The sequence below is a fragment of the Pseudorhodoferax aquiterrae genome (genome assembly GCF_014652235.1).
Taxonomy (GTDB): domain Bacteria; phylum Pseudomonadota; class Gammaproteobacteria; order Burkholderiales; family Burkholderiaceae_C; genus Pseudorhodoferax; species Pseudorhodoferax aquiterrae.
Window position 1 is genome coordinate 59,279 of the sequence record NZ_BMYK01000027.1, and the last position, 21,443, is coordinate 80,721.

The following is a 21,443-nucleotide window of genomic DNA, read 5'->3' on the forward strand; positions in this document are numbered from 1 at the left end:
GCCGCGCAAAGCCTCGTCCTGAGCGATCTGCGCTCCGCTCCTAGAATCGGCCGCATGAATTCCCCCGCGGCCGAGCCGACCGACCACAAACAAAGCAATTTCCTGCGCCAGATCATCGAGAACGACCTGGCCCAGGGCACCTATGCCAGCCGCCATTGGGGCGGCAGCCCGGGCGATGCCGCCCACCATGCCCAGGGCCCGAGCGACCCGGCCCGCGTGCGCCTGCGCTTTCCGCCCGAGCCCAACGGCTACCTGCACGTGGGCCATGCCAAGAGCATCTGCCTGAACTTCGGCTTGGCGCGCGACTACGGCGGCGTCTGTCACCTGCGCTTCGACGACACCAACCCCGAGAAGGAAGACCAGGAGTACGTCGCCAGCATCGTGGACAGCGTGCGCTGGCTGGGCTTCAACTGGGAGTCCGGCGGCACCGCCCACCTCTACCAGGCCAGCGACTACTTCGACTTCATGTACCGCGCGGCCGAGTACCTGGTCGGGGCCGGCCACGCCTACGTGGACGAGCAGACGCCCGAGGAAATGCGCGCCAACCGCGGCGATTTCGGCAAGCCCGGCGTGGACAGCCCGTTCCGCACGCGCACGCCGGCCGAGAACCTGGCCCGCTTCCGTGAGATGCGCGATGGCAAGCTCGCGGACGGCGCGGCCGTGCTGCGCGCCAAGATCGACATGGCCAGCCCCAACATCAACATGCGCGACCCGGCGATCTACCGCATCCGCCGCGCCACGCACCACAACACGGGCGACCGCTGGTGCATCTACCCGATGTACACCTATGCGCACCCGATCGAGGACGCGCTGGAGCAGATCACGCACAGCATCTGCACGCTGGAGTTCGAAGACCAGCGGCCGTTCTACGACTGGCTGCTCGAGCGCCTGGCCGAAGGCGGCCTGCTGTCGGCCCCGCCGCCGCGGCAGTACGAGTTCGCGCGGCTGAACCTGACCTACGTGATCACCAGCAAGCGCAAGCTCGCCCAGCTCGTCAACGAGCAGCGCGTGAGCGGCTGGGACGACCCGCGCATGCCCACCATCGTCGGCCTGCGCCGGCGCGGCTACACGGCCGAAGCCATCCAGCTGTTCGCCGAACGCATCGGCGTGACCAAGAGCGACAGCTGGATCGACTACAGCACGCTGGAAGGCGCGCTGCGCGACACGCTGGACGCCACGGCCAAGCGCGCCATGGCCGTGCTGGACCCGGTCAAGCTGGTCATCACCAACTGGGACGCGCTGCACGGGGCCGGCACGCTGGACGCCTGCAGCGCGCCGCTCAACCCGCACGACCCCGCGCAGGGCCGGCGCCAGTTCCAGTTCGGTCGCGAACTGTGGATCGAGCGCACGGACTACGAGGAAACGCCGCCCAAGGGCTTCCACCGCCTGTACCCGCCGCAGACCGCGGCCGACGGCAGCACCAAGCCCGGCAACCGCGTGCGCCTGAAGTACGGCCATGTGGTGCAGTGCACGGGCGCCGTGCGCGATGCAGAGGGCCGCATCACCGAGGTGCATGCCGAGCTCGTGCCCGACACCAAGAGCGGCACCCCGGGCGCAGACGCAGTCAAGGTCAAGGGCGTGATCACCTGGGTCGGCGTGCACGACGCCGTGCCGGCCGAGGTGCGGCTGTACGAGCGCCTGTTCAACGACCCGCACCCGGACGCGGGCGGCAAGAACTTCCTGGACAGCCTGAATCCGGACAGCCTGCGCACCGTGCAGGCCTACCTGGAACCGTCCCTGGCCAGCGCCAGCGTGGACGACCGCTTCCAGTTCGAACGCCATGGCTACTTCGTGGCCGACCGGCGCGACCACCACCCCGACAAGCCGGTGTTCAACCGCACCACGGGCCTGAAGGACAGCTGGGGCAAGTAGGCCCCTCCGCCCCGCCCTACGCCGCATCACCGCCCGGCCCAGGGCTGCGATACTCGTAAGAGGAACAAGAAATTCCTCTTATGGGTACACCACGCATGGATTCGACCAGATGGCGTGGCGGCATGGCCGCCCGCGCCGCGGCCTGCGCGCTCGCTGCCTGGGCCTGCGCGGACACGGCCTCATCGCATGCGCTGCGGCACGAGCTCCAGGTCGGCGAGGCCATCGTCGTCGCGCTGCGCTTCACCGACGGCGAGCCCTTCGCCTTCGAACGCTACGAACTGTTCCGCGGCGAGGGCAAGGAGCCCGTTCAGACCGGGCTCACCGACGGCGCGGGGCGCCTGGTGCTGCTGCCGGGCACCGGTGCCGCCGCCATGGGCTGGCGGCTGCGCGCCTATGCGGCCGACGGCCACGGCATCGAGACCGCGCTGGCCATCCCGCAGCACGACGGCGTTCCCCCCGCGGCTGCCGAGCCGCCCGCGCCAGCGCTGCCCGACTGGGGGCGCGTGGTGGCGGGCGTGTGCCTGATCCTGGGCCTGGGCCTGCTCGGTCGGCGCCTGCTGCGCCGCCCACCGCGCTGATGCACATCCCCGACGGTTTCCTGTCGCCCCAGACCTACCTGCCGGCCTATGCGGTGGCGGCCGTGGCCTGGTGGGCGGCCGGCCGCGGCCTGCGCGCGCGGCTGGACGAGCACCTGGTGCCGCGCCTGGCTGCGCTCACGGCCCTGGTCTACGCCATGGGCCTGGTGATGCTGCCCCTGCCCGGCGGCACCTCGGTCCATGCCGTCGGCGTGGCCCTGCTGGCCCTGCTGTTCGGGGCGCGGCTGGCCTTTCTGGGCTACAGCCTGGTGCTGCTGCTGCAGTCCCTGCTGTTCGGTGCCGGCGGCATCACGGCCCTGCCCGTCAACGCCCTGGCCATCGGCGGCGCAGGGGCACTGGTCGCGGTCGGCGTGTTCCGCGCGCTGCGCGCCTGGCACGAGGACGCCGCCGTGCTGCTGGCCACTTGGTGCGCCGTCATGGTCCCGGCCGCGCTGGTGGGGCTGGTCCTGGGCCTGCAGCCCTGGCTGGCGCAGCGCGCCGACGGCACGCCCCTGTTCTTCCCGTTCGGGCCGGCCGTGGTGCTGCCGGCCATCCTCGCGCCGCACGCCCTGCTGGGGCTGGCCGAGGGCGCGTTGACGGTGCTGGTCTGGCGCGCCGCCCGAGCGCGGCGCTGGCAGTTCACATGACCCCGGCGCGCTGGTTCGCCGCCTATCTGCTGGCCGTGCTGGGCGCAGGCATGGTGCACGACGCGCGCACGCTGGCGGCCGGCCTGCTGCTGGCGCTGTGGCTGGCCGGCCCGCGGCGCTGGCCCTTGCTGCGCCGCAGCCTGCTGGCGGTGCTGGCCTTCAACCTGGCCGTGAGCAGCGGCCTGCTGCTGCAGGCACTGCTGCAAGGCCGTCCGCTGGCGCCACTGGCCGAGCCGCTGCTGGTGATGAACCTGCGCGTGCTGCTGCTGGTGCTGCTCGGCTTCGCCTTCGTGGCGCGGGTCAACGTGCTGCAGGCGCTGGCCTTCGCGCCCACGCTGCAGTTCCTGGCCACGCTGGCGGCCGGCCAGGCCCAGGTCTTCGCCCGCCTCGTGCGCGCCCACGGCCTGGCCTTTCGCAGCCGCACGGCAGGCAACGGCGGCCTGCGCGCCCGGGCCCAGCACGGCGCGGCCACGGCCGGCCACCTGCTGGACCAGGCCGTGGCCGGCGCCCAGGCCTCGGCCATGGCGGTGCGCGCGCGCGGCGGTTTCGATGATTGAGCTGGAGGGCGTGGCCTTCGGCTGGCCCGACGCACCGCCCCTCTGGTCGGGCCTGTCGCTGCGCATCGCCGCGGGCGAGAAGCTCGTGCTGCTGGGCGCCAACGGCGGTGGCAAGTCCACGCTGCTGCAGCTGCTCGACGCACTGGTCTTCCCCCGCGCGGGCAGCTACCGCTACGCGGGCGAGACCGTGACGCCGGCGCGCGCACGCCGCACCGATTGGGCCCGGCGCTTCCGCCGCGAAGTGGGCCTGCTGTTCCAGCATCCCGAGACCATGCTCTTCAACCCCACGGTGCGCGACGAGATCGGCTACGGCCCACGCCGCCTGGGGCTGGCCGATGCCGAAGCGCGCATCGCCGACTGGGCGGCCAGGCTGCGCATCGCCCACCTGCTGGACAAACCGCCCTTCCTGCTCTCGGGCGGCGAGAAGCAACGCCTGGCGCTGGCCTGCGTGCTCGTCATGGAGCCGCGCCTGCTGCTGCTGGACGAGCCGCTGGCCCACCTGGATCCGCGCACGGCGCGCTGGCTGCTTGACTGGCTGGCGCAGAGCCCGGCCACCGTGATCACGAGCACGCACCAGCTGGCCAGCGCACCGCAGCTGGGCCGGCGCGCGCTGGTGCTGGCCGGTGGCGGGCTGGCTTACGACGGGCCGCTGGATGAGGCACTGGCAGACACCGCCCTGCTGGCACGCGCCGACCTCGCCTGAACTGCTGTCATCGGCATTTCACACGGCCGCGAACAATGGCAGCTTCCGTGCGCTTTGGCGCCGGAGCCCCTGCCGTGACGCCACCACGCCTCTTCCTGCAACTGCCCGCGGCCCTGCGCCAGGCCGTGGTCACCCTGCTGCTGGTGACCGTGCCGCTGTACGGCCTGGGCAGCGCGCTGGTGCGCATCCTCGGCCCCGACCACCGGCACGAAGCCCAGGCCGACATCGCTCCGGGCGGCGGCTGGGCCGCGCTGGTCGGCCGCCAGCTGCAAGCCCTGGTCGGCCCGCAGACCGCACGGCTGATCGACACCCTGCGCCTGCAGGCCAAACTGCGGCCCGGTGCAAGCGGCCATGCCCACGGCGCGGGCGCACACCCCCATCACCACGGCCTGTTCGAGCGCCACCACCACGGGCCGGACCACGCCGGCGTGGTGACCGTCGGCGCGCGGGACGATGGCCAGGGCGCTGCCCATGCCGCGGCCGGCGGCATGGCGATGCCGCTCGCGCTCGCCGCCGAACTGCGCATCCCGCTGCCGGCCGTCCGCGCTCTGCACTGGCCGCCGCAGGCCGCCGTGCACTGGCGCAGCCATGTGCCGGCCCCATCCGAACGGCCTCCACGCGGCTAGCTCCTGCAGCCCGCCCGGCGCGGGCCCCGACGGCGAAGCGTCCTTGCGTCCGGCCACGGCGCACGGCACGGCGCGCCGTCGCCTTGCCAGCGGCCCGCGCGCCGCCGCCACCCGTTTGCGGCGCGCGCCCGGCCTCCCGTCAGCCAGCACCGTCCCGTGGGCGCGCGCGTCCGCTGGACGGGGCACGCAGGATCTGCCATGACGCACACCACCGAACACGACCTCGCCGAGGCCGGGCGCAGGCTCGGCCACGACATCCACACCCGCACCCGCTGGGAGCGCCAGAGCGGCTGGCCGCAGCCCGTGCGCGAAGGCCTGGACGCCGCGGCCCACGCGCGCCTGGCCCGCGGCACGCCCGACCGCTTCGTGCGCAAATGGCTGCAGCTGCGCCTGAACGCCTGGCGCCGTGGCCGCATCGTGGACGACGAAGTCACGCCCGCGCTGCTGCGCGCGCTCGACATCACGCACTGCCCGGTCACGCGCGCCGAACTGACCCACGGCGAGCGGCTGGACACCGACTGGTCCATCGACCGGCTCAACAACGACGCCGCCTACGCCGCCGGCAACCTGGCGGTGATGAGCGTGCGGGCCAACCGCGCCAAGGGCGCGCGCAGCTTCGACGAGGTGCTGGCGCTGGCCGGCCTGCCGCATGCCACGGCCGGCCTGGCGCCGCACGAATGGCTGCGCCTGGCCACGCTGATGCTGGGCCCGGCCTTCGCCACGCGCCACGGCGCCGCGCCCGCACTGCCCCTGTGCGCACCGCTGCCCTGCCGCTCCACGCGGCTCGCGCTGCAGCAGATCCAGCGGCTGCTGACGCTGCAGTCCCGGCGCCCGGACGGCAAGAACCGGCTGGTGCGCGACTTCCGCCCCGCCTGCCGCACCGAGCGCGCGGTGCTGCGCCTGCGCACGCTGGCCGACGCCGTGCACGAAGGCCTCAAGCGGCTGCCGGCCGAGGCCGAATGCTGGGACGTCTGGCTGCAGCCCGGCCTGATGCCGGCCCTGCAGGCCTGGCGCGACACGCTCGACGCCCCCGGCTGGGCCTGTGCGGCGCGCATCGCCGGCCAGCTGGCCGGCGCACGGCGCGAAACGGCGCAGCGGCTGCAGGCCTGGCGTCTGCCGAGCCGCGGCTACCACCCGCTGGCCATGCGCTGAACCGTGGGAGGGCGTGGCCGGGCGTCAACGCCCTGTCACGCACCGTGCCTAGAGTTGTCCGCTTCCGTCTTGCCAACCACCATGCCTGCTTCCGCCCGTACCGTCCTGCGCATCCTCGCCTGCCTGCTGCTGCCGCTGATCGCGCTGCCCGCCCTGGCCCATTCGACCGAACACCTGGGCGGCGGCTTCGCCGCCGGCTTCATGCACCCGCTGCTGGGCCCGGACCATGTGGTCGCGATGGTCGCCGTGGGCCTGTGGGGCGCGTTCCTGGGCGCGCCGGCGCTGTGGGTGCTGCCCGTGGTGTTTCCGCTCGTGATGGCCATGGGTGGCGTGCTCGGCGTGCTGGGCATTCCCGTGCCCGGCGTGGAGCTCGGCATCGCGCTGTCGGCCGTGCTGCTGGGCGGCATGGTGGCCTTCGCCGTGCGCCCGCCGCTGTGGGTCGCCGGCCTGCTGGTGGCCGTGTTCGCGGTGTTCCACGGCCATGCCCACGGCACGGAGCTGCCGCACGAGAGCAGCCCGCTGGTCTACAGCCTGGGCTTCGTCATCGCCACCGGTCTGCTGCACCTGGCCGGCATCGGCTTCGGCGCCCTCGTGCGGTCGCCGGCCGGCCGTGTCGCCGTGCGCGCCGCGGGTGGTGCGATCTCGGTGGTCGGCCTGTTCTTCCTGCAAGGCGCCATGTGAGCTGGTGCCGCATGGCGCGGCGCGTCGGTGCGGCCGCCGCTGCCGGCTCGGCCGGCGCCGCCTGGGCGCACGGCGAGATCAAGGGCGTGGGCGCGTTCTACAGCGGCGTGCTGCACCCCTTCATGAGCCCGGCCCACCTGATCGCGCTGCTCGCCCTGGGCCTGCTGTTCGGCCAGCGCGGCCTGGGGGCCAGCCGCCCGGCCATGGGCGCGCTGGCGGCAGCGCTGGTGCCGGGCCTGTGTCTGAGCCTGCGGCTGCAGGGCCTGCCCGAGCCCGATCCCTGGCTGCTGGCCCTGGGCACCGTGCTGGGCCTGGGCGTGGTGCTGGCGCGCCCCTGGCCCACCTGGGCGCTGGTGCCGCTGGCGGCCCTGGCCGGCCTGGCCGTGGGCCTGGGCTCCGCGCCCGACGGCATGGCGCCTGCGCAACGCGCGGCCGCGCTGGCCGGCACCTTCGTCGGCGCCACGCTGTGCACGGCCTGCCTCGCCGGTGCCGTGCATCCGCTGCACAAGCCCTGGGCCCGCGTGGGCGTGCGCGTGCTGGCCTCCTGGCTCAGCGCCAGCGCGCTGCTGGTGCTGACGCTGGGCATCGCCCGTCCGGCTTGAGCCGGCCGTCCGGCCGCTGTCATATCCGCGTCGAAGGCCTGCGTTACAAACGCGTGTAGGAAAATTCTCAGATTCTTCTCACATCATCCATGCGTTCCATCGCCCACCGCCAGCGACGCGTTCCCGCCGTCAGCGCCCTTCTCGTTGCGCTGTCGCAGCCGGCCCAGGCCCAGTCGCCCGCCCCCGACGCTGCGCCGCAGCTGCGCACCGTCGACGTCAAGGGCGCCACCCTGCGCGACGCCGCCGCCTCCTACTCCACGACGACGCTGGAGGCCGAGGAGATCCAGCAGCTGCATGTGAGCCAGGCCCAGGAACTGTTCCGCAACGTGCCCGGCATGCACGTGCAGAACTACCAGCTCTCGGGCGTGGCCGACACCATCGTGCTGCGCGGCTTCGGCGGTGGCGGCCATGGCGGCGACCTCGGGGTGGTGCTCGACGGCATCCCGCTCAACGAGGCCATGTCGCATGCCGACGGCTACGTGGACTTCAACGTCATCGTGCCGCTGGAGATCGCGCGCCTGCGCGTGTTCCGCGGCCCGGTCTCCGCGCTGTACGGCAACTTCAACCGCGCCGGCCTCGTGGCCGTGGAAACGCGCAAGCGCGGCGAGTACAAGGACCTGGACCTCAGCATCGGTTCGCACGGCACGCTGGACGCCCAGGCCGCGCTGGGCCTGCGCATCCGCGACGGCGAGTCCCTCAACCTGGCGGCCCAGCACGTCCGCACCGACGGCTTTCGCGCGCAATCGCAGGCCGAGCGCACCACCATCGCGGGCCGCTGGACCAAGGCCGTGACGCCCGACCTGGAGATCGCGCTGTCGGCCCGCCTGCACCAGGCCGACGGCGACAACCCCGGCTACGTGACGGCCGCCCAGTTCGCCAGCAACCCCTACGGCAAGGACCCGCGCGCCATGAACGACGGCGCGATGAAGCACTTCGGCACCGCGCGCGCCGACATCAACTACCAGCTCGCGCCCGATCTCAAGCTGCTGACCTTCGCCTACGCGACGCGCCAGGACTTCACGCGCTGGTTCAGCCGCCCGGCCAACGCCACCAGCTGGCGCCAGCGCGAGGAACACTACGACCGCGACGTGTTCGGCGCCGGCACCAGCCTGAACGGGCGCAGCCAGACGGCCTTCACGCCGCTGAACTGGGTGGTCGGCCTGGAGACCTTCCGCGAGCGCACGGACTACCAGTACTTCGACGACCTGGTCAACCGCGCGCGCACCACCGGCGCCATCAGCGACCGCAACTCCAAGCTCAACAGCCTGTCGGCCTTCACCGAGATCGAGGCCCCCGTGCACAGGCTGTTCAAGCCCTCCTTCGGCCTGCGCTGGGACCGCTTCAGCGGTTCGTGCGCCAGGAATGGGCCGGAGACTGGCGGCGACCCCTGCGGCCCGCTGAACAAGCTCACGCACACCAGCCCCAAGCTCGGCGTGCGTTCCGACGTGCTGCCCGAACTGGAGCTGCGCGCCAGCTGGGCCGAGGGCTTCGCGCTGCCCAACACCTTCGCCAAGTACGCGCTGGGCGCCGCCAAGCTCGACCCCAACGTGTTCCGCCAGACCGAAGTCGGCGCGCAGTGGAAGCCGCGCCCCGGCATCTCGCTCGATGTGGCGGCCTACCGCCTGGTCTCGTCCGACGAGATCCGCACCGTGGCCCCGGGCATCTACGAGAACAACGGCGCAACCCGCCGCACCGGCGTGGAAGTCAGCGCACTGTGGGCCGCACGGCGCGACCTGGACCTGTCGCTGACCTATGGCAGCGCCAACTCCGAGGTGACGGCCAACGCCAACCCCGCCCTGGTCGGCAAGCGCGTGGCCGCCGTGCCGCGCTACACGGCCACCGCCTCGGCCGCCTGGTCGCCGCTGGCCAACTGGACCGGCACCGTGACCTGGCGCCGGGTGGGCAGCTACGCCGTCAACGCCGACAACAGCCTGGTCTACGGCGGCTACAACACGCTGGACCTGGGCCTGACCTGGCGCGCCCGGCCGTACCAGGTCTACGCGACCGTGGCCAACGTGACGGACAAGGTCTACGCCAGCACCGCCTCCCTTATCGGCGGCACGCAGCTCTTCGCGCCCGGCGCGCCGCGCACGCTCAAGGTCGGCGTGCAAATGCAGTTCTGACTTCACAGGAAACACGACATGACACCGATCCGATCCATCCTCGCCATCACGGCCATGGCCCTCGGCATGGGCGCTGCCCAGGCCCACAACGTCTGGCTCGTGCCCGATGCCCAGGGCGCCTACCTCGTGCAGTTCGGCGGCCACGAAGGCAAGCTGGAGAGCTTCGACAGCAGCAAGCTCAAGGCCGTAACGGCCTACGACCGCCGCGGCCGCAAGATCGACGTGGCGACCCAGGCCGCCACCGACGGCGTGCGCGTCAAGCCCGCGCGCGAGCCGGCCATGCTCGCCGCCGAGTTCGACAACGGCTTCTTCAGCAAGGCCGAAGGCAGTCCCATGGTCAACAAGCCCATGGACCAGAACCCGGGCGCCACGAGCGGCGTGCACGCCATGAAGTTCCACAAGACCGTGCTGCAGTGGGGCCTGATCGCGCGCAAGGAGCTGGGCCAGGCCTTCGAGATCGTCGGCACCGATTCCAAGGACCCGCAGGCCGGCAAGCCCATGAAGGTGCAGGTGCTCAAGGACGGCAAGCCCGTGGCCGGCGTGCGCCTGTCCATCGGTGAGGACGGCACGCCCGTCACGAGCGGCGCCGACGGCACGGCCATGGTCACGCCGGTCGAAGGCCGCAACCAGCTGCTCGCAATCCTCCGCATCCCGGTGCAGGGCAACCCCAAGACCACGCAGCTGAGCTACGAGTACCTGTTCGCGTTCCAGACGCACGACTGATCCCGGCGACGGCGCGCCACAAAGGGCGGCTGTCGGACACGCATTCGCGCTTGGGCCCGACAAGCTTCGCGCGCCGCCCACCCGCCCCTGCGGGATGATCGCCCCGGACCGAACAAGACGGGGCGAACGGATGACAGTCAAGAACAACGGCAGAGCCAGGGGCAAGCTTTTCGTCGCCATCGCGGCGTCCTGCATCACGCTGGTGCTGACCTTGCTGGCCGTCAACCTGGCAGGAGGCGAGCGCAAGCTGGAGGAACAGGTGCAGCGGTCCTACGGCACCGACGACGTGCAGTACCAGCGCGCCATGGGCGTCCTGCTGGGGCCGCCCATCGTCGAAGGCAACCGGTTCCAGGCGCTGCACAACGGCGACAGCATCTTCCCGCCCATGCTCGCCGCCATCCGCGGTGCGCAGCGCAGCATCACCTTCGAGACCTACATCTACTGGTCCGGCGACATCGGACGCCAGTTCGCCGATGCCTTGTCGGAACGCGCCCGCGCCGGCATCCCCGTCCATGTGCTGCTGGACTGGGTCGGCAGCGCCAAGATTGACGAAGCCTTCCTGCAGGAGATGCAGGCGGCAGGCGTGCAGATCCGCAAGTTCCACAAGCCGGCCTGGTACGACATCACGCGCGTCAACAACCGCACGCACCGCAAGCTGCTCGTCGTCGACGGCCGCATCGGGTTCACGGGCGGCGTGGGCATTGCGCCCGAGTGGACCGGCCACGCCCAGGACCCCGAGCACTGGCGCGACTCGCACTTCGCGGTCGAAGGACCGGTGGTCGCGCAGATGCAGGCCGTGTTCATGGACAACTGGATCAAGGCCTCGGGCGAAGTGCTGCACGACGAGCGGTACTTCCCGGCAGTCAGCCCGGCCGGTAACGGCCGTGCGCAGGTCTTCAGCAGTTCCCCGACGGGCGGCAGCGACAGCATGCACCTCATGTATCTGCTGTCGATCGCCGCGGCGACCCGGACCATCGACCTCTCGAGTGCCTACTTCGTGCCGGACGACCTGGCCATCCATGCCCTGGTCGAGGCCATGAAACGCGGCGTGCGCGTGCGCATCATCGTGCCCGGCCCCATCATCGACGCCGAGACGGTCCGGGCCGCTTCCCGGGCCAGCTGGGGACCTCTGCTCGAGGCCGGCGCGCAGATCAGCGAATACCAGCCCACGATGTTCCACTGCAAGATCTTCGTCGTCGACGGGCTGCTGGTGTCCGTCGGCTCCACGAACTTCGACAACCGCTCCTTCCGCCTCAATGACGAGGCCAACCTGAACATCTACGACGCCGCGTTCGCCGAGGAACTGACCAGGCAGTTCGAGCGCGACCTGCAGCAGTCCAGGCGCATCACGCTGCAGGCCTGGCAGGAGCGGCCGCTGCTGGAAAAGGCGAAGGAACGCGTGGCCGCGCTGCTGTCGGCGCAACTCTAGGCGTGGCGTCCTACGCCGCCAGCACGGCGGTGGCGGTCACAGTTGCACCACATTTCCATGGCAGCGGGGCGCTACAGTGGCTGGTTGACCTCGCTCACACCGCCACTGCACCACCGCAGCGCCCACCATTCGTCCATCATGCTTCGGCCTTCCCGCGCGGAACGCTCGCTCGTCTCGCAGATCCTGGTGCTGGCCCTGGCCTTGTTCGGAGGACTCGCGCTCGCACTGGCGCTGATCTTCGGCGGGGCCTTCCGCGAACACGCGCAAGCGCGCACGGGCGCCGAGATCCAGACCATCGCGGCCAGCGCGGTGCAGTTGCTCTCGGACGGCCTGGCCGAACGCCGCCGCGAGATCTCCGTCATGGTCCAGTCGCCAACGCTGTGGCGCGAGGGCCTCGACTCTGCGGGCGTCGTTGCCTTGCTGGGCCGGGCCCGGGCCGTCAGTCCCAACAGCCTGTGGATCGGCGTGGCCGACCTGCAGGGCGTCATCGTGGCCTCGACGGACGGACTGCTCCAGGGCCAGAGCGTGGCGGCACGCCCGTGGTTCAGGCACGGCCTGGCCGGGCCTTATCTCGGTGACGTGCATCCCGCGGTTCTCTTGGAGCCCTACCTGCCCAGCCCGGCCAGTGGCGACCCGCTGCGCTTCCTCGATCTGGCCGCGCCCATCCAGATCGACGGCCGCACCGTGGGCGTGCTGGCGACCCACCTGAGCTGGGATTGGGCGAGGCAGGTCAGCGAGCGCGTCCTGCCATCCGACGCCGCGGCCCGCGGCATCGAGCTGCTCATCTTCGACAAGGCGGGCGCGCTGCTGTATGCCTCGGGCGGAAGAACGGCGGCCCTGCGCGCGGCGGGCCAGCGCCTGCGCACCCGGCCCGCTGCGGCAGCGCAGCCGCCGATGCCATGGACCGAGCGCTGGATGGACAACCAGGAATACCTGGCGACGCTGGCACCGGCAGGCGCCGGATCGCCGGTGGCCGAGATCGGTTGGCAGGTGGTCGTGCGTGCGCACAGCGGCAAGTCCTTCGAGCCGGCGCGCAACGTGCTGGTGGTGGCGGGTGCCGCCGGGCTCGCGACGGCGCTGGTGCTGTCCATCGCGGCCTGGTTCGGCGCGCGCCGCCTGGGCAGCGATCTGGCCATGCTCACGCATGCGGCCAATCGCATCGAGGCCGGCCATGCCGAGGTGCGGATTCCCCCGGCCAGCAGCAGCAAGGAGGTCCTGGGCCTGTCGCGTGCACTGTCGCGCATGACGCAGCGCCTGATCGAATCGCAGGCGGATCTGGAGCGGCAGGTCGCCGCCCGCACGGCCGAACTGGAGGCAGCGAACGCCGAGTTGGCGAAGCAGGCGCGCCGCGACCCCCTGACCGGCCTCCTGAACCGCCGCGGGTTCGAGCCGAAGGCCCAGCTGCTGTTCGATCTGGCCCTGCGTGGCGGCCGCCCCCTGTGCGCCTGCATGGTCGACGCCGACCACTTCAAGGCCGTCAACGACACCCATGGCCACGCCGTCGGCGACCAGGTTCTCAAGCGCATCGCCAGCTGCCTGCAGTCCCGCATGCGCAGAACCGACCTCCTCGCGCGCTGGGGTGGCGAGGAGTTCGTCCTGTTGCTTCCCGATACCTCGCTGGAGGCCGCGGGCGAACTCGCCGAGGGCCTGCGCCTCGCGATCGGTGCGTCCACCACGGGGGCCGTCGGCCGGGTCACCGTCAGCATCGGGCTGGCGCAGATCGCGCCGACGGATCGCACGCTGCAGGCCTTGGTGGAACGCGCCGACCTGGCGCTCTACCGCGCCAAGGACATGGGCAGAAACCAGGTATCCTCGCTGGCCGCTCTGCTGTGACGCCTACCGGCTCCGGCGAGGGATTGGTCGGGATCTCCTGACCCAGCGACCAGGAACCGGCCTGGCCGCGCGCCTCCCGGCAGCCCACGCACGTGCGCGGAGGACGGATTTCCGTCCGCGCGCCTGCGGTCCGAGCGGAAATCCGTTCGACCCGCCTGCCCATGTCGGCCCGTGCCGCGCATGCGCAGGCCTTGGCACGGGGCGTGCTGCAGGTCCGCATGCGCGCCTCCACGCCCCTTTCTTCCATGCTGCGCAAGCTCATCGCCACCACCTGCCTTCTGCTCGGCGCCGCCGCACAAGCCCAGCCCACCGACACGCTCAAGCGCATTGCCGACTCCGGACAGATCAATCTGGGCCATCGGGAGTCCTCGGTGCCCTTCTCCTACTACGACGAGCGGCGCCAGGTGCTGGGCTACTCGCACGACCTCATGCTGCGCGTGCTGGACGGTCTCAAGGCCGAGCTGCAACTGCCCGCGCTGACGATCAAGCTCGTGCCGGTGACGCCGCAGAACCGCCTGGCCCTGGTGCAGAACGGCGCGGTCGACATCGAATGCGGGTCCACCACCCACAACCGGGAACGCGCGCGCCAGGTCGCATTCTCGGTGTCGATCTTCAAGATCGGCACGCGGCTCATGACCGCACGCGATTCGGGCATCCGCGACTTCCCGGATCTGGTGGGCAAGCGCGTGGTCGTCACGGCGGCCACCACCTCCGAGCGTCTGCTGCGCATGTTCAACGAGAGCATCGGCCGCAAGTTCACGATTTCCGTCGCCAAGGACCACGGCGAGTCCTTCGCGCTGCTCGAAGCCGGCCGCGTCGACGCCTTCATGATGGACGACGCGCTGCTGTACGGCGAGCGTGCCAAGGCCCAGCAGCCCGAGCGCTGGGTGGTGGTCGGCTCGCCCATGTCCTCCGAGGTGTACGGCTGCATGATGCGCAGCGGCGACGACGCGCTCAAGCGCATCGTCGATGCCGAACTCACGCGGCTGATGCGCTCGGGCGAGGCCATGCGCATCTACCGCAAGTGGTTCCAGCAGCCCATCCCGCCGCGCGGACTGAACCTGGACTGGCCAGCATCACCCGATCTGCTGGAGCTGTACCGGGAACCGAACGATCGGCCCGTCGATTGACCCACCCGCGCACCACCGAGCGGCCGCGGGCCCGGCGCATGGCACGTCGCCTGGCCGGCGCCCTGGCGGCGCTCGCGCTCATGGCCGCCAGCGCGCTCGTGGCCTACCGCGACAGTCTCGAGCAGGGCATGGCCCAGCTGCAGGCCGAGTCCAACCACCGGCTCGACCTGTTCGCATCGGCGGTCGAGGGCATGGTCAAGCGTACCGAGCACGTGCCGGCCACGGTGCAGCTGCATCCGGACATCGTGGCCTTGCTGCGCGGGCCGACCACGCCGGCGCGCACGGCTGCGGCAAGCGCCTACTTGCGCCGCCTGAACGCGCATGTGGGCGGCCTGGCCGTGTTCACGCTCAACGACCGCGGCGTGGTCGTCGCCTCCAGCAACCGCGACCACCCGGACGACAGCCGCATCGGCAACGATGTGGCGTTCCGGCCCTACTTCCTGGAAGCCCTGGCCGGCCGGGTAGGCCGGCATTTCGCCATCGGCGTCGACGGCAAGACGCCCGGCTACTTCGTCTCGCATCCGATCCACGACGGCGCCCACGTGATCGGCGTGGCGGCCATCAAGATCAGCCTGCAGCCGATCGACCAGACCTGGGACATGGTGGGCGCACCGGCCCTGCTCGCCGACGCCAACCGGGTCGTCATCCACTCGTCGCGCGCGGACTGGCGCTACACCTCGCTGGTGCCCTCGACGCTGGAGCAGCGTGTGGAGCAGCAGCTCACGCGCCTGTACGACGACATGCGCATCGCGCAGTTTCCCCTGGTGCCTGAGCTCGATCCGCAGCGCGAGCGCCAGCAGATCGGCGAAGAGCTGGTGCTGACCCGGCCGCTGGACGGCATGGACTGGCGGGTGATGCTGTTCCTGAACCTCAAGGACGTGCGCCACGCCGCGCTGATGCAGGCGGCCATGTCGGCCGTGGCGGCGGCGTTCGTCGCACTGCTGGTGCTGGTGCTCGTGCAGGCGCGGCGCATCCAGCGCCAGCGCCAGGAGGCCCGGCGCATGCTGGAGAGCGCCAATGCCGATCTCGAGTCCAAGGTGGCGGCCCGCACACAGGATCTGCTCGATGCCAACGCGCATCTCAAGCACGAGGTGCGCGAGCGCGAGCAGGCCGAGCAGTCGCTGCGCGACGCCCAGGCCGAACTGGTCCACGCGGCCAAGATGGCGATGATGGGCCAGCTGGCCGCCGGCATCACGCACGAGCTGACGCAGCCGCTCGGCGCGATCCGCACGCTGTCGGGCAATGCCGAGGAGTTCATGCGGCGCGGCCAGCTCGATCCGGTGGCGAGCAACCTGTCCATCATCGGCCGGCTGACGGAGCAGATGGGCAACATCATCCAGCCGCTCAAGGCCTTCGCACGCAAGTCCGAGCCGCAGCTCAGCCGCACCGACATCGGCCAGACCGTGAGCAACGCGCTGTTCCTGTATGGCCTGCGCATGCGCAAGATGCAGGTCGCCGTGGTCAACGACTGCGCGCCCGGCACCGTCCACGCCTGGTGCGACGGGAACCGGCTCGAGCAGGTACTGATCAACCTCATCGGCAACGCGCTGGACGCGATGGCCGCCTCGCCGGCGCCGCGCCTGGTGCTGCGCGCCGGCACCGCACCGCACGCCGCCGGCGGGACGCCGTGGACCTGGGTCACGGTCGAGGACAACGGCTCGGGCCTGTCGCCCAAGGCGCGCGAGCAGCTGTTCGAACCCTTCTTCACCACCAAGGCACCGGGCGCCGGCCTGGGCCTGGGTCTGGCCATCTCGCGCGACATCGTGCGCGGCTTCGGCGGCGAGATCCAGGTCGCCGACAGTCCCGACGGGGGCACCTGTTTCCGATTGCAGATCCCGGCCGACGGGCCCCGAACGACATGAATGCCAACGCGCTCTCCGTCCTGATCGTCGAGGACGATCCCCATGTGCAGCTGGGCTGCGTCCAGGCCATCCAGCTGGCCGGTGTTCCCGTGGTCGCGGTCGCCTCGGCCGAGGAAGCGCAGCCCTTGCTGGGCCCCGGCTTCGCCGGCGTCGTCGTGACCGACATGCGCCTGCCCGGCCAGGACGGGCTGGAACTGATCCGCTGGTGCCAGCAGCGCGACCCGGACATGCCCGTGATCATGATCACCGGCCATGGCGACGTCGGCCTGGCCGTGGAGGCCATGCGCAGCGGCGCCTACGACTTCATCCCCAAACCCTTCTCGCCCGAGGCGCTGGTCGAGATCGTGCGCCGCGCGCTGGAGAAGCGGTCGCTGACGCTGGAGGTGGCCGCGCTGCGCAAGACGCTCGCCAGCCGCGCGGGGCTGGAGAGCAAGCTGATCGGCAACTCGCCGCAGATGCAGCGGGTGCGCCACCTGATCGCCGAGGTGGCCGATTCGCCGGTCGACGTGCTCGTGCACGGCGAGACGGGCACCGGCAAGGAGGTGGTGGCCCAGGCCCTGCACACGCATTCGGCGCGCCGCGCGAGCCCGTTCGTCGCGCTCAACTGCGGCGGCATGCCGGACAACCTGCTCGACAGCGAGCTGTTCGGGCACGAGTCGGGCGCGTTCACGGGCGCGCAGAAGCGCCGCATCGGCAAGATCGAGCATGCGCACACCGGCACGCTGTTCCTGGACGAACTGGAATCCATGCCCATGGGCATGCAGGTCAAGCTGCTGCGCGTGCTGCAGGAGCGGCGCGTGGAGCGGCTGGGCGCCAACGAAGGCATGCCGGTCGACCTGCGCGTGGTGGCGGCGACCAAGGACAACCTGCTGCAGCGCGCCAAGGACGGTGGCTTCCGGCTCGACCTCTACTACCGGCTCAACGTGGTCACGATCGAGCTGCCGGCCTTGCGCGAGCGGCGCGAGGACATCCCGCTGCTGACCGAGCACTTCATGCTGCTGGCGGCGAGCCGCTTCAACCGCCCCCATCCGGGCGTGACCCAGGAGCAGATGCGCCGGCTCATGGCGCACGACTGGCCGGGCAATGTGCGCGAGCTGCGCAACATGGCCGATTGCCTGGTGCTGGGCATCGCGAGCGGGGTGCTGGGCGCGGGCGAGGCGCCCGCCAGCGATGCACCGACGCCCTCGTTGACCGAGATGGTGGACGCCTACGAGCGCGACCTCATCGCCGCCGAACTGAGCCGCAACCAGGGCAACGTGGCCCACAGCGCACGCGCGCTGCGCATCGCCAAGACCACGCTGGCCGACAAGGTCCGCAAGCACGGCCTGCTCTGAGCCACTGCGTCGGACGGGTTTCCGTCCCGACGCGCGCGCCACAAGGCGGCTTTCCGTACCGGCCCTTGCGTGCCGCGGCAGAAAGGCCTTGAATTCAGTGAAGTTTTTCCTTGCCTCCGTTTGGCATATGGCTTGCGAAAGCGTTTCGGTCATCGTGCTGCAACACGCTTGGCGTACCGGCCGCAGGACCCGGCAATGGCCCCCTGCGGAACCCCGCGAAGACTCGAACGGAGAGCCTCCATGGCAATGCAATACAAACTCAACGTGATGGCCTGCGCAGTGGCCGTGCTGGCCGCAGGCTGCGGCGGCGGCGGCGACGACCCGCAGGAACCGCCGCCGCAGACCGGCAACCCCAACGTGCCGACCATCTCGGCCACGGTGCAGGCGGCCTCGCAGAAGATCGTCGCCGACGCCAACGTGCGCGCCGCCGTGGCCGAGTGGGACACGGCGCTCAACGCGCAGGAGCGCTTCAACCAGCACATGGAACTGGTGCGCATCGCCTCGCCCTCGCGCGAGGAGTACAACCGCGCCCGCGAGATCAAGCGCCGCATGGTCCAGGAGTGGGGCTTCGCCGAGAGCGAGATCCGCACCCGCGAAGACGGCAACCTGCCCGGCTCGGACGTGCAGCTCGTCGACGGCCTGCCGGTCTACAACATCTGCGCCGAGATCAAGGGCAGCTACTCGGCCTCCGCCGGCGCGCAAAGCTACCGCGGCCAGTATCCCAAGGTGCTGGTCGAAGGCCACATCGACACCGTCAACCCCGAGCGGCTGACCTACTTCTACGAGCCGGTGAAGCTGCAGCCGATCACCCAGCCCATCGTCGAGACGCCGGCCCAGCTGGCCGCCATTCCCGACGAGCTGGCCTTCGACAGCGCCGGCCGCATCGTGCAGGACGCCAACTACACGCGCGCACGCCAGTACTTCGCCAACGCCGAGGCCGCGACCGCGGCCAATGCGCTGCGCATCTACGTGCCGGGCTATGGCGACGCCATGGGCAACGTCTCGGGCGTGCTGAACATCGCCAAGGCGATGAAGAAGTACAACATCAAGCCCGTCTACGACATGTGGTTCTGCGGCACCGCCGGCGAGGAAGGCAAGGGCAACCTGGCCGGCATGAAGCAGCTGTACGGCTACGACCAGAACAAGGGCACCGGGACCAACCCGCTGAACTTCGTCACCAACTTCGGCATCGACGGCGGCAGCGGCACCATCAACTTCATCGGCAGCTACCGCTTCGAGATGAAGTACACGGCGCCGGCCACGCCGGGACCGAACCAGCCGAGCGCGCTGGAGGCGGCAGCCGCGTCCATCGCCAAGATCGCCGACATCAGGACGCCGTGGGACGACAACAAGGAAGCGCTCAAGACCACCTACACCGTCGGCGTGGTGAGCTGCGAGGAGCCGGCCGCCGGCAGCACCGTGGTGCCCAGCTGCACCGTGCAGGTGGACATGCGCTCGCCGCGCCTGGAGCCGCTGAACGAGATCCGCAGCCGCATCGAGCCGCTGTTCCAGGCCGGCGTCAGCGAGGAGAACACGCGCTACAGCCTGGCCGACGCCTCGCCGCAGGCCGTCAAGATGGAACTGACCTGGTTCGGCGACCGCCCGCCGCACGAGCGCACCGACCTGTCCGACGTGTCGATCCAGGCCGCCTGGCAGTCGGCCGAGATCGTGGGCGTGGACAAGCGCACGGAGCTGTCCACGGCCGCCAGCAGCCTGAACGACAACGTGCCGGCCGCCATCGGCGTGCCCACCATCAACCTGAACATCGCGACCTCCGCCACCGGCGGCGGCGGCCATGCGTTCTGGGAATGGGGCATCCCGGGCACCCAGGCCACCGAAGTCCTGCGCATGCAGCGCGTGATGGCCGCGGCGCTGATCGCCTCGGGCTTCCACGCCGCCGACGGCAGCGTCGTGCAGCCCGCCGCCGGCCCGATCGGCAAGCGCACGGCCGAAGTCCAGTGAACCCCCAGGAGAGAACCATGAAGAAGACGATCGCATCCCTCGTGTGCCTGGCGGCGCTGGGCCTGGCCTCTGCCCAGGCCGCCACCAATGCCAGCATGGTGGTGGAGTTCCAGGGCCCGGGCGGCCACAGCAACGGCGCCTACGGGCGCACGAGCGCCGTGCACGCCGCCGGGCGCGCGCTGGTGCAGCTCAAGGCTGCAGGCCTGCCGGCAGGCTCGTACACCGTGTCCGGCCTGAACGGCGGCAACTCCGTCAACAGCATCGCCAGCGACGCGCGCTACACGGTGACCGCGCTGACCAGCGACCCGGCCGTGCTGGCCACCATCACCCAGCAGGTGACCGCGACGGCCAAGGCCGGTGCCGATGCGGAGAACGCGTTCCGTGGCGTCAAGGCCGGCGACACCGCCGGTGGCGCACGCGCCGACATCCGCTTCACGGTGGTGTCGCAGCCGCAGTAAACGGCGCACCAGTCGCCAGCGAAAGGGCGCAGAGCGATCTGCGCCCTTTTTTGCGTGGCGCCCCCTTCGGGTTCAGGTCAGGATCGCCCAGATCCGCCCGCTGGCCCAGTACATGGCCACCGAGCCGATGCCGTACAGCGCCGGTGTGCGCGCCTTCGCGAAGCCGGGCCAGGGGGCCAGCGCCTTGCTGATCAACCAGGCCAGCAGCACCACGCCGAGCTGGCCGATCTCCACGCCCAGGTTGAAGGTCAACAGCGCGACCGGCAGATGGTTCTCGGGCATGCCGATCTGCTGGAGCGCGCCCGCGAAACCCAGGCCGTGCACGAGGCCGAACAGGAAGGCCACCAGCGCCGGCCAGCGCCGCGACAGCGTGGCTTCCTTGCCCAGCGCCTCGCCGGCCACCAGCATGATGGACAGCGCGATCGTCGCCTCCACCGGAGGCGGCCGCAGCGCCAGCAGGCCGAAGGCGGAGAGCGCCAGCGTGATGCTGTGGGCCGCCGTGAAGGCCGTGATGGTCCAGACCAGCCGGCGGTTGAAGCCGACGAGGAACAGCAGGCTGACCACGAACAGCAGGTGGTCCGTGCCGGTCAGGATGTGCTCGATGCCCAGCACGGTGTAGGCCGAGGCGATCTCGCCCATGCCGCGCTGGTCGTCGGCCGTGCCGAACAGGTGCACCGAGGGCTGGGCCGTGGTCAGCGTGTAGACGCGCGTCTGCCCGTCGAGCCAGCGGATCTTGATGATGGCGACCGAGTAGCCCTTGCCCACGCCGTCGACCTGCAGCACGCCCGTGAGGCCGTTCGGGCCGCAGTGCAGCAGCGCCGGTTCGGCCGTACAGCCGGCCGGCCAGACCGGGTTGATGTCGCGCTGCGTCGCGCGTTCGCGCGCGGTCCACTGCCAGGTGAACTCGCCGCGCGAGGTCTCGCGCATCTCCATCTCGGCGATGGTCAGTTCGTGGGCCGACACGGCACCCACCCAGAACAGCAACATGGCGGCAAACATCCGCCGCATCCACGCATGTGCGCGCATCTCAGTGGTCCGTGGCGTGCGCCCGCGGGGTGCGAAGGCACCCGCAAGCAAAGGATCGCCAGGCCGCGGAGCAGGCCATGCCAGCAGACGCCGCGGGACTGGCTTGTATGGTTGAGGTGTTGGGGTGGAGGGCCTGAAATACTGGAAA

At 71.0% G+C, this 21,443-nt stretch carries 19 protein-coding genes; 18 read left to right on the plus strand and 1 reads right to left on the minus strand.

Annotation, left to right across the window (positions count from 1 at the left end):
- Window positions 1-54 precede the first annotated feature (54 nt).
- The 18 genes from IE209_RS27575 to IE209_RS27660 all read left to right on the plus strand — a co-directional run bounded on the left by IE209_RS27575 (window position 55) and on the right by IE209_RS27660 (window position 20,269).
- Window positions 55-1,872, plus strand: a complete 1,818-nt coding sequence (locus tag IE209_RS27575; RefSeq protein WP_189690087.1) for a glutamine--tRNA ligase/YqeY domain fusion protein — start codon at window positions 55-57, stop codon at window positions 1,870-1,872.
- A gap of 95 nt (window positions 1,873-1,967) precedes the next feature.
- Window positions 1,968-2,450 carry an ABC transporter permease gene (locus IE209_RS27580; RefSeq protein WP_189690088.1) on the plus strand — a complete coding sequence of 161 codons (483 nt, stop codon included), beginning with the start codon at window positions 1,968-1,970 and terminating at the stop codon, window positions 2,448-2,450.
- A complete protein-coding gene (locus IE209_RS27585; protein WP_189690089.1) occupies window positions 2,450-3,094 on the plus strand; it encodes an energy-coupling factor ABC transporter permease in 645 nt (214 codons plus the stop codon). Before IE209_RS27580 ends, IE209_RS27585 begins: the two co-directional genes overlap by 1 nt.
- Window positions 3,091-3,651 (plus strand): ABC transporter permease, encoded by a 561-nt coding sequence (locus IE209_RS27590; protein ID WP_189690090.1) that lies wholly within the window; start codon window positions 3,091-3,093, stop codon window positions 3,649-3,651. The genes IE209_RS27585 and IE209_RS27590 overlap by 4 nt, the downstream gene beginning before the upstream one ends.
- Entirely contained in the window at window positions 3,644-4,354 is a 711-nt protein-coding gene (locus IE209_RS27595; RefSeq protein WP_189690091.1) for an energy-coupling factor ABC transporter ATP-binding protein, read from the plus strand. Before IE209_RS27590 ends, IE209_RS27595 begins: the two co-directional genes overlap by 8 nt.
- A 74-nt stretch (window positions 4,355-4,428) precedes the next feature.
- The gene (locus IE209_RS27600; protein WP_189690092.1) at window positions 4,429-4,980 is read left to right on the plus strand and encodes a hypothetical protein; all 552 of its coding nucleotides are present in this window, start codon (window positions 4,429-4,431) and stop codon (window positions 4,978-4,980) included.
- Window positions 4,981-5,178: 198 nt separating this feature from the next.
- The gene (locus IE209_RS27605; RefSeq protein ID WP_189690093.1) at window positions 5,179-6,132 is read left to right on the plus strand and encodes a hypothetical protein; all 954 of its coding nucleotides are present in this window, start codon (window positions 5,179-5,181) and stop codon (window positions 6,130-6,132) included.
- 81 nt (window positions 6,133-6,213) lie between these two features.
- Entirely contained in the window at window positions 6,214-6,813 is a 600-nt protein-coding gene (locus IE209_RS27610) for a HupE/UreJ family protein (RefSeq protein ID WP_189690094.1), read from the plus strand.
- Window positions 6,814-6,824: 11 nt separating this feature from the next.
- The gene (locus tag IE209_RS27615; RefSeq protein WP_189690095.1) at window positions 6,825-7,415 is read left to right on the plus strand and encodes a HupE/UreJ family protein; all 591 of its coding nucleotides are present in this window, start codon (window positions 6,825-6,827) and stop codon (window positions 7,413-7,415) included.
- An 89-nt stretch (window positions 7,416-7,504) separates the two neighbouring features.
- Window positions 7,505-9,538 carry a TonB-dependent receptor gene (locus tag IE209_RS27620; protein WP_189690096.1) on the plus strand — a complete coding sequence of 678 codons (2,034 nt, stop codon included), beginning with the start codon at window positions 7,505-7,507 and terminating at the stop codon, window positions 9,536-9,538.
- An 18-nt stretch (window positions 9,539-9,556) separates the two neighbouring features.
- The gene (locus IE209_RS27625) at window positions 9,557-10,261 is read left to right on the plus strand and encodes a DUF4198 domain-containing protein (protein ID WP_189690097.1); all 705 of its coding nucleotides are present in this window, start codon (window positions 9,557-9,559) and stop codon (window positions 10,259-10,261) included.
- A gap of 130 nt (window positions 10,262-10,391) precedes the next feature.
- The gene (cls, locus tag IE209_RS27630; RefSeq protein ID WP_189690098.1) at window positions 10,392-11,690 is read left to right on the plus strand and encodes a cardiolipin synthase; all 1,299 of its coding nucleotides are present in this window, start codon (window positions 10,392-10,394) and stop codon (window positions 11,688-11,690) included.
- A gap of 138 nt (window positions 11,691-11,828) precedes the next feature.
- The gene (locus IE209_RS27635; protein ID WP_189690099.1) at window positions 11,829-13,523 is read left to right on the plus strand and encodes a diguanylate cyclase; all 1,695 of its coding nucleotides are present in this window, start codon (window positions 11,829-11,831) and stop codon (window positions 13,521-13,523) included.
- Between the two features lie 245 nt (window positions 13,524-13,768).
- Window positions 13,769-14,653, plus strand: coding sequence for a transporter substrate-binding domain-containing protein (locus IE209_RS27640; RefSeq protein WP_189690106.1), 885 nt, complete (start codon window positions 13,769-13,771; stop codon window positions 14,651-14,653).
- Window positions 14,654-14,691: 38 nt separating this feature from the next.
- Complete coding sequence (locus tag IE209_RS27645; protein ID WP_189690100.1) at window positions 14,692-16,515, plus strand: sensor histidine kinase; 1,824 nt, start codon at window positions 14,692-14,694, stop codon at window positions 16,513-16,515.
- A complete protein-coding gene (locus IE209_RS27650; protein WP_189690101.1) occupies window positions 16,512-17,849 on the plus strand; it encodes a sigma-54-dependent transcriptional regulator in 1,338 nt (445 codons plus the stop codon). The genes IE209_RS27645 and IE209_RS27650 overlap by 4 nt, the downstream gene beginning before the upstream one ends.
- Before the next feature lie 240 nt (window positions 17,850-18,089).
- Complete coding sequence (locus IE209_RS27655; RefSeq protein WP_229883081.1) at window positions 18,090-19,811, plus strand: zinc-binding metallopeptidase family protein; 1,722 nt, start codon at window positions 18,090-18,092, stop codon at window positions 19,809-19,811.
- A gap of 17 nt (window positions 19,812-19,828) precedes the next feature.
- On the plus strand, window positions 19,829-20,269 hold the full coding sequence (locus IE209_RS27660; RefSeq protein WP_189690102.1) for a peptidase dimerization domain-containing protein: 441 nt from the start codon (window positions 19,829-19,831) through the stop codon (window positions 20,267-20,269).
- A gap of 72 nt (window positions 20,270-20,341) precedes the next feature.
- Here IE209_RS27660 and IE209_RS27665 read toward each other — a convergent pair whose 3' ends face one another.
- Window positions 20,342-21,268: a HupE/UreJ family protein gene (locus IE209_RS27665; protein ID WP_229883082.1), complete on the minus strand. Its 927-nt coding sequence runs from the start codon at window positions 21,266-21,268 to the stop codon at window positions 20,342-20,344.
- Window positions 21,269-21,443 lie beyond the last annotated feature (175 nt).

Coding starts and splice junctions, on each gene's coding strand:
- IE209_RS27575 (WP_189690087.1), top strand. CDS start 55: ATGAATTCCCCCGCGGCCGAGCCGACCGACCACAAACAAAGCAATTTC.
- IE209_RS27580 (WP_189690088.1), top strand. CDS start 1,968: ATGGATTCGACCAGATGGCGTGGCGGCATGGCCGCCCGCGCCGCGGCC.
- IE209_RS27585 (WP_189690089.1), top strand. CDS start 2,450: ATGCACATCCCCGACGGTTTCCTGTCGCCCCAGACCTACCTGCCGGCC.
- IE209_RS27590 (WP_189690090.1), top strand. CDS start 3,091: ATGACCCCGGCGCGCTGGTTCGCCGCCTATCTGCTGGCCGTGCTGGGC.
- IE209_RS27595 (WP_189690091.1), top strand. CDS start 3,644: ATGATTGAGCTGGAGGGCGTGGCCTTCGGCTGGCCCGACGCACCGCCC.
- IE209_RS27605 (WP_189690093.1), top strand. CDS start 5,179: ATGACGCACACCACCGAACACGACCTCGCCGAGGCCGGGCGCAGGCTC.
- IE209_RS27610 (WP_189690094.1), top strand. CDS start 6,214: ATGCCTGCTTCCGCCCGTACCGTCCTGCGCATCCTCGCCTGCCTGCTG.
- IE209_RS27615 (WP_189690095.1), top strand. CDS start 6,825: ATGGCGCGGCGCGTCGGTGCGGCCGCCGCTGCCGGCTCGGCCGGCGCC.
- IE209_RS27620 (WP_189690096.1), top strand. CDS start 7,505: ATGCGTTCCATCGCCCACCGCCAGCGACGCGTTCCCGCCGTCAGCGCC.
- IE209_RS27625 (WP_189690097.1), top strand. CDS start 9,557: ATGACACCGATCCGATCCATCCTCGCCATCACGGCCATGGCCCTCGGC.
- cls (WP_189690098.1), top strand. CDS start 10,392: ATGACAGTCAAGAACAACGGCAGAGCCAGGGGCAAGCTTTTCGTCGCC.
- IE209_RS27635 (WP_189690099.1), top strand. CDS start 11,829: ATGCTTCGGCCTTCCCGCGCGGAACGCTCGCTCGTCTCGCAGATCCTG.
- IE209_RS27640 (WP_189690106.1), top strand. CDS start 13,769: ATGCTGCGCAAGCTCATCGCCACCACCTGCCTTCTGCTCGGCGCCGCC.
- IE209_RS27645 (WP_189690100.1), top strand. CDS start 14,692: ATGGCACGTCGCCTGGCCGGCGCCCTGGCGGCGCTCGCGCTCATGGCC.
- IE209_RS27650 (WP_189690101.1), top strand. CDS start 16,512: ATGAATGCCAACGCGCTCTCCGTCCTGATCGTCGAGGACGATCCCCAT.
- IE209_RS27655 (WP_229883081.1), top strand. CDS start 18,090: ATGGCAATGCAATACAAACTCAACGTGATGGCCTGCGCAGTGGCCGTG.
- IE209_RS27660 (WP_189690102.1), top strand. CDS start 19,829: ATGAAGAAGACGATCGCATCCCTCGTGTGCCTGGCGGCGCTGGGCCTG.
- IE209_RS27665 (WP_229883082.1), bottom strand. CDS start 21,268: ATGTTTGCCGCCATGTTGCTGTTCTGGGTGGGTGCCGTGTCGGCCCAC.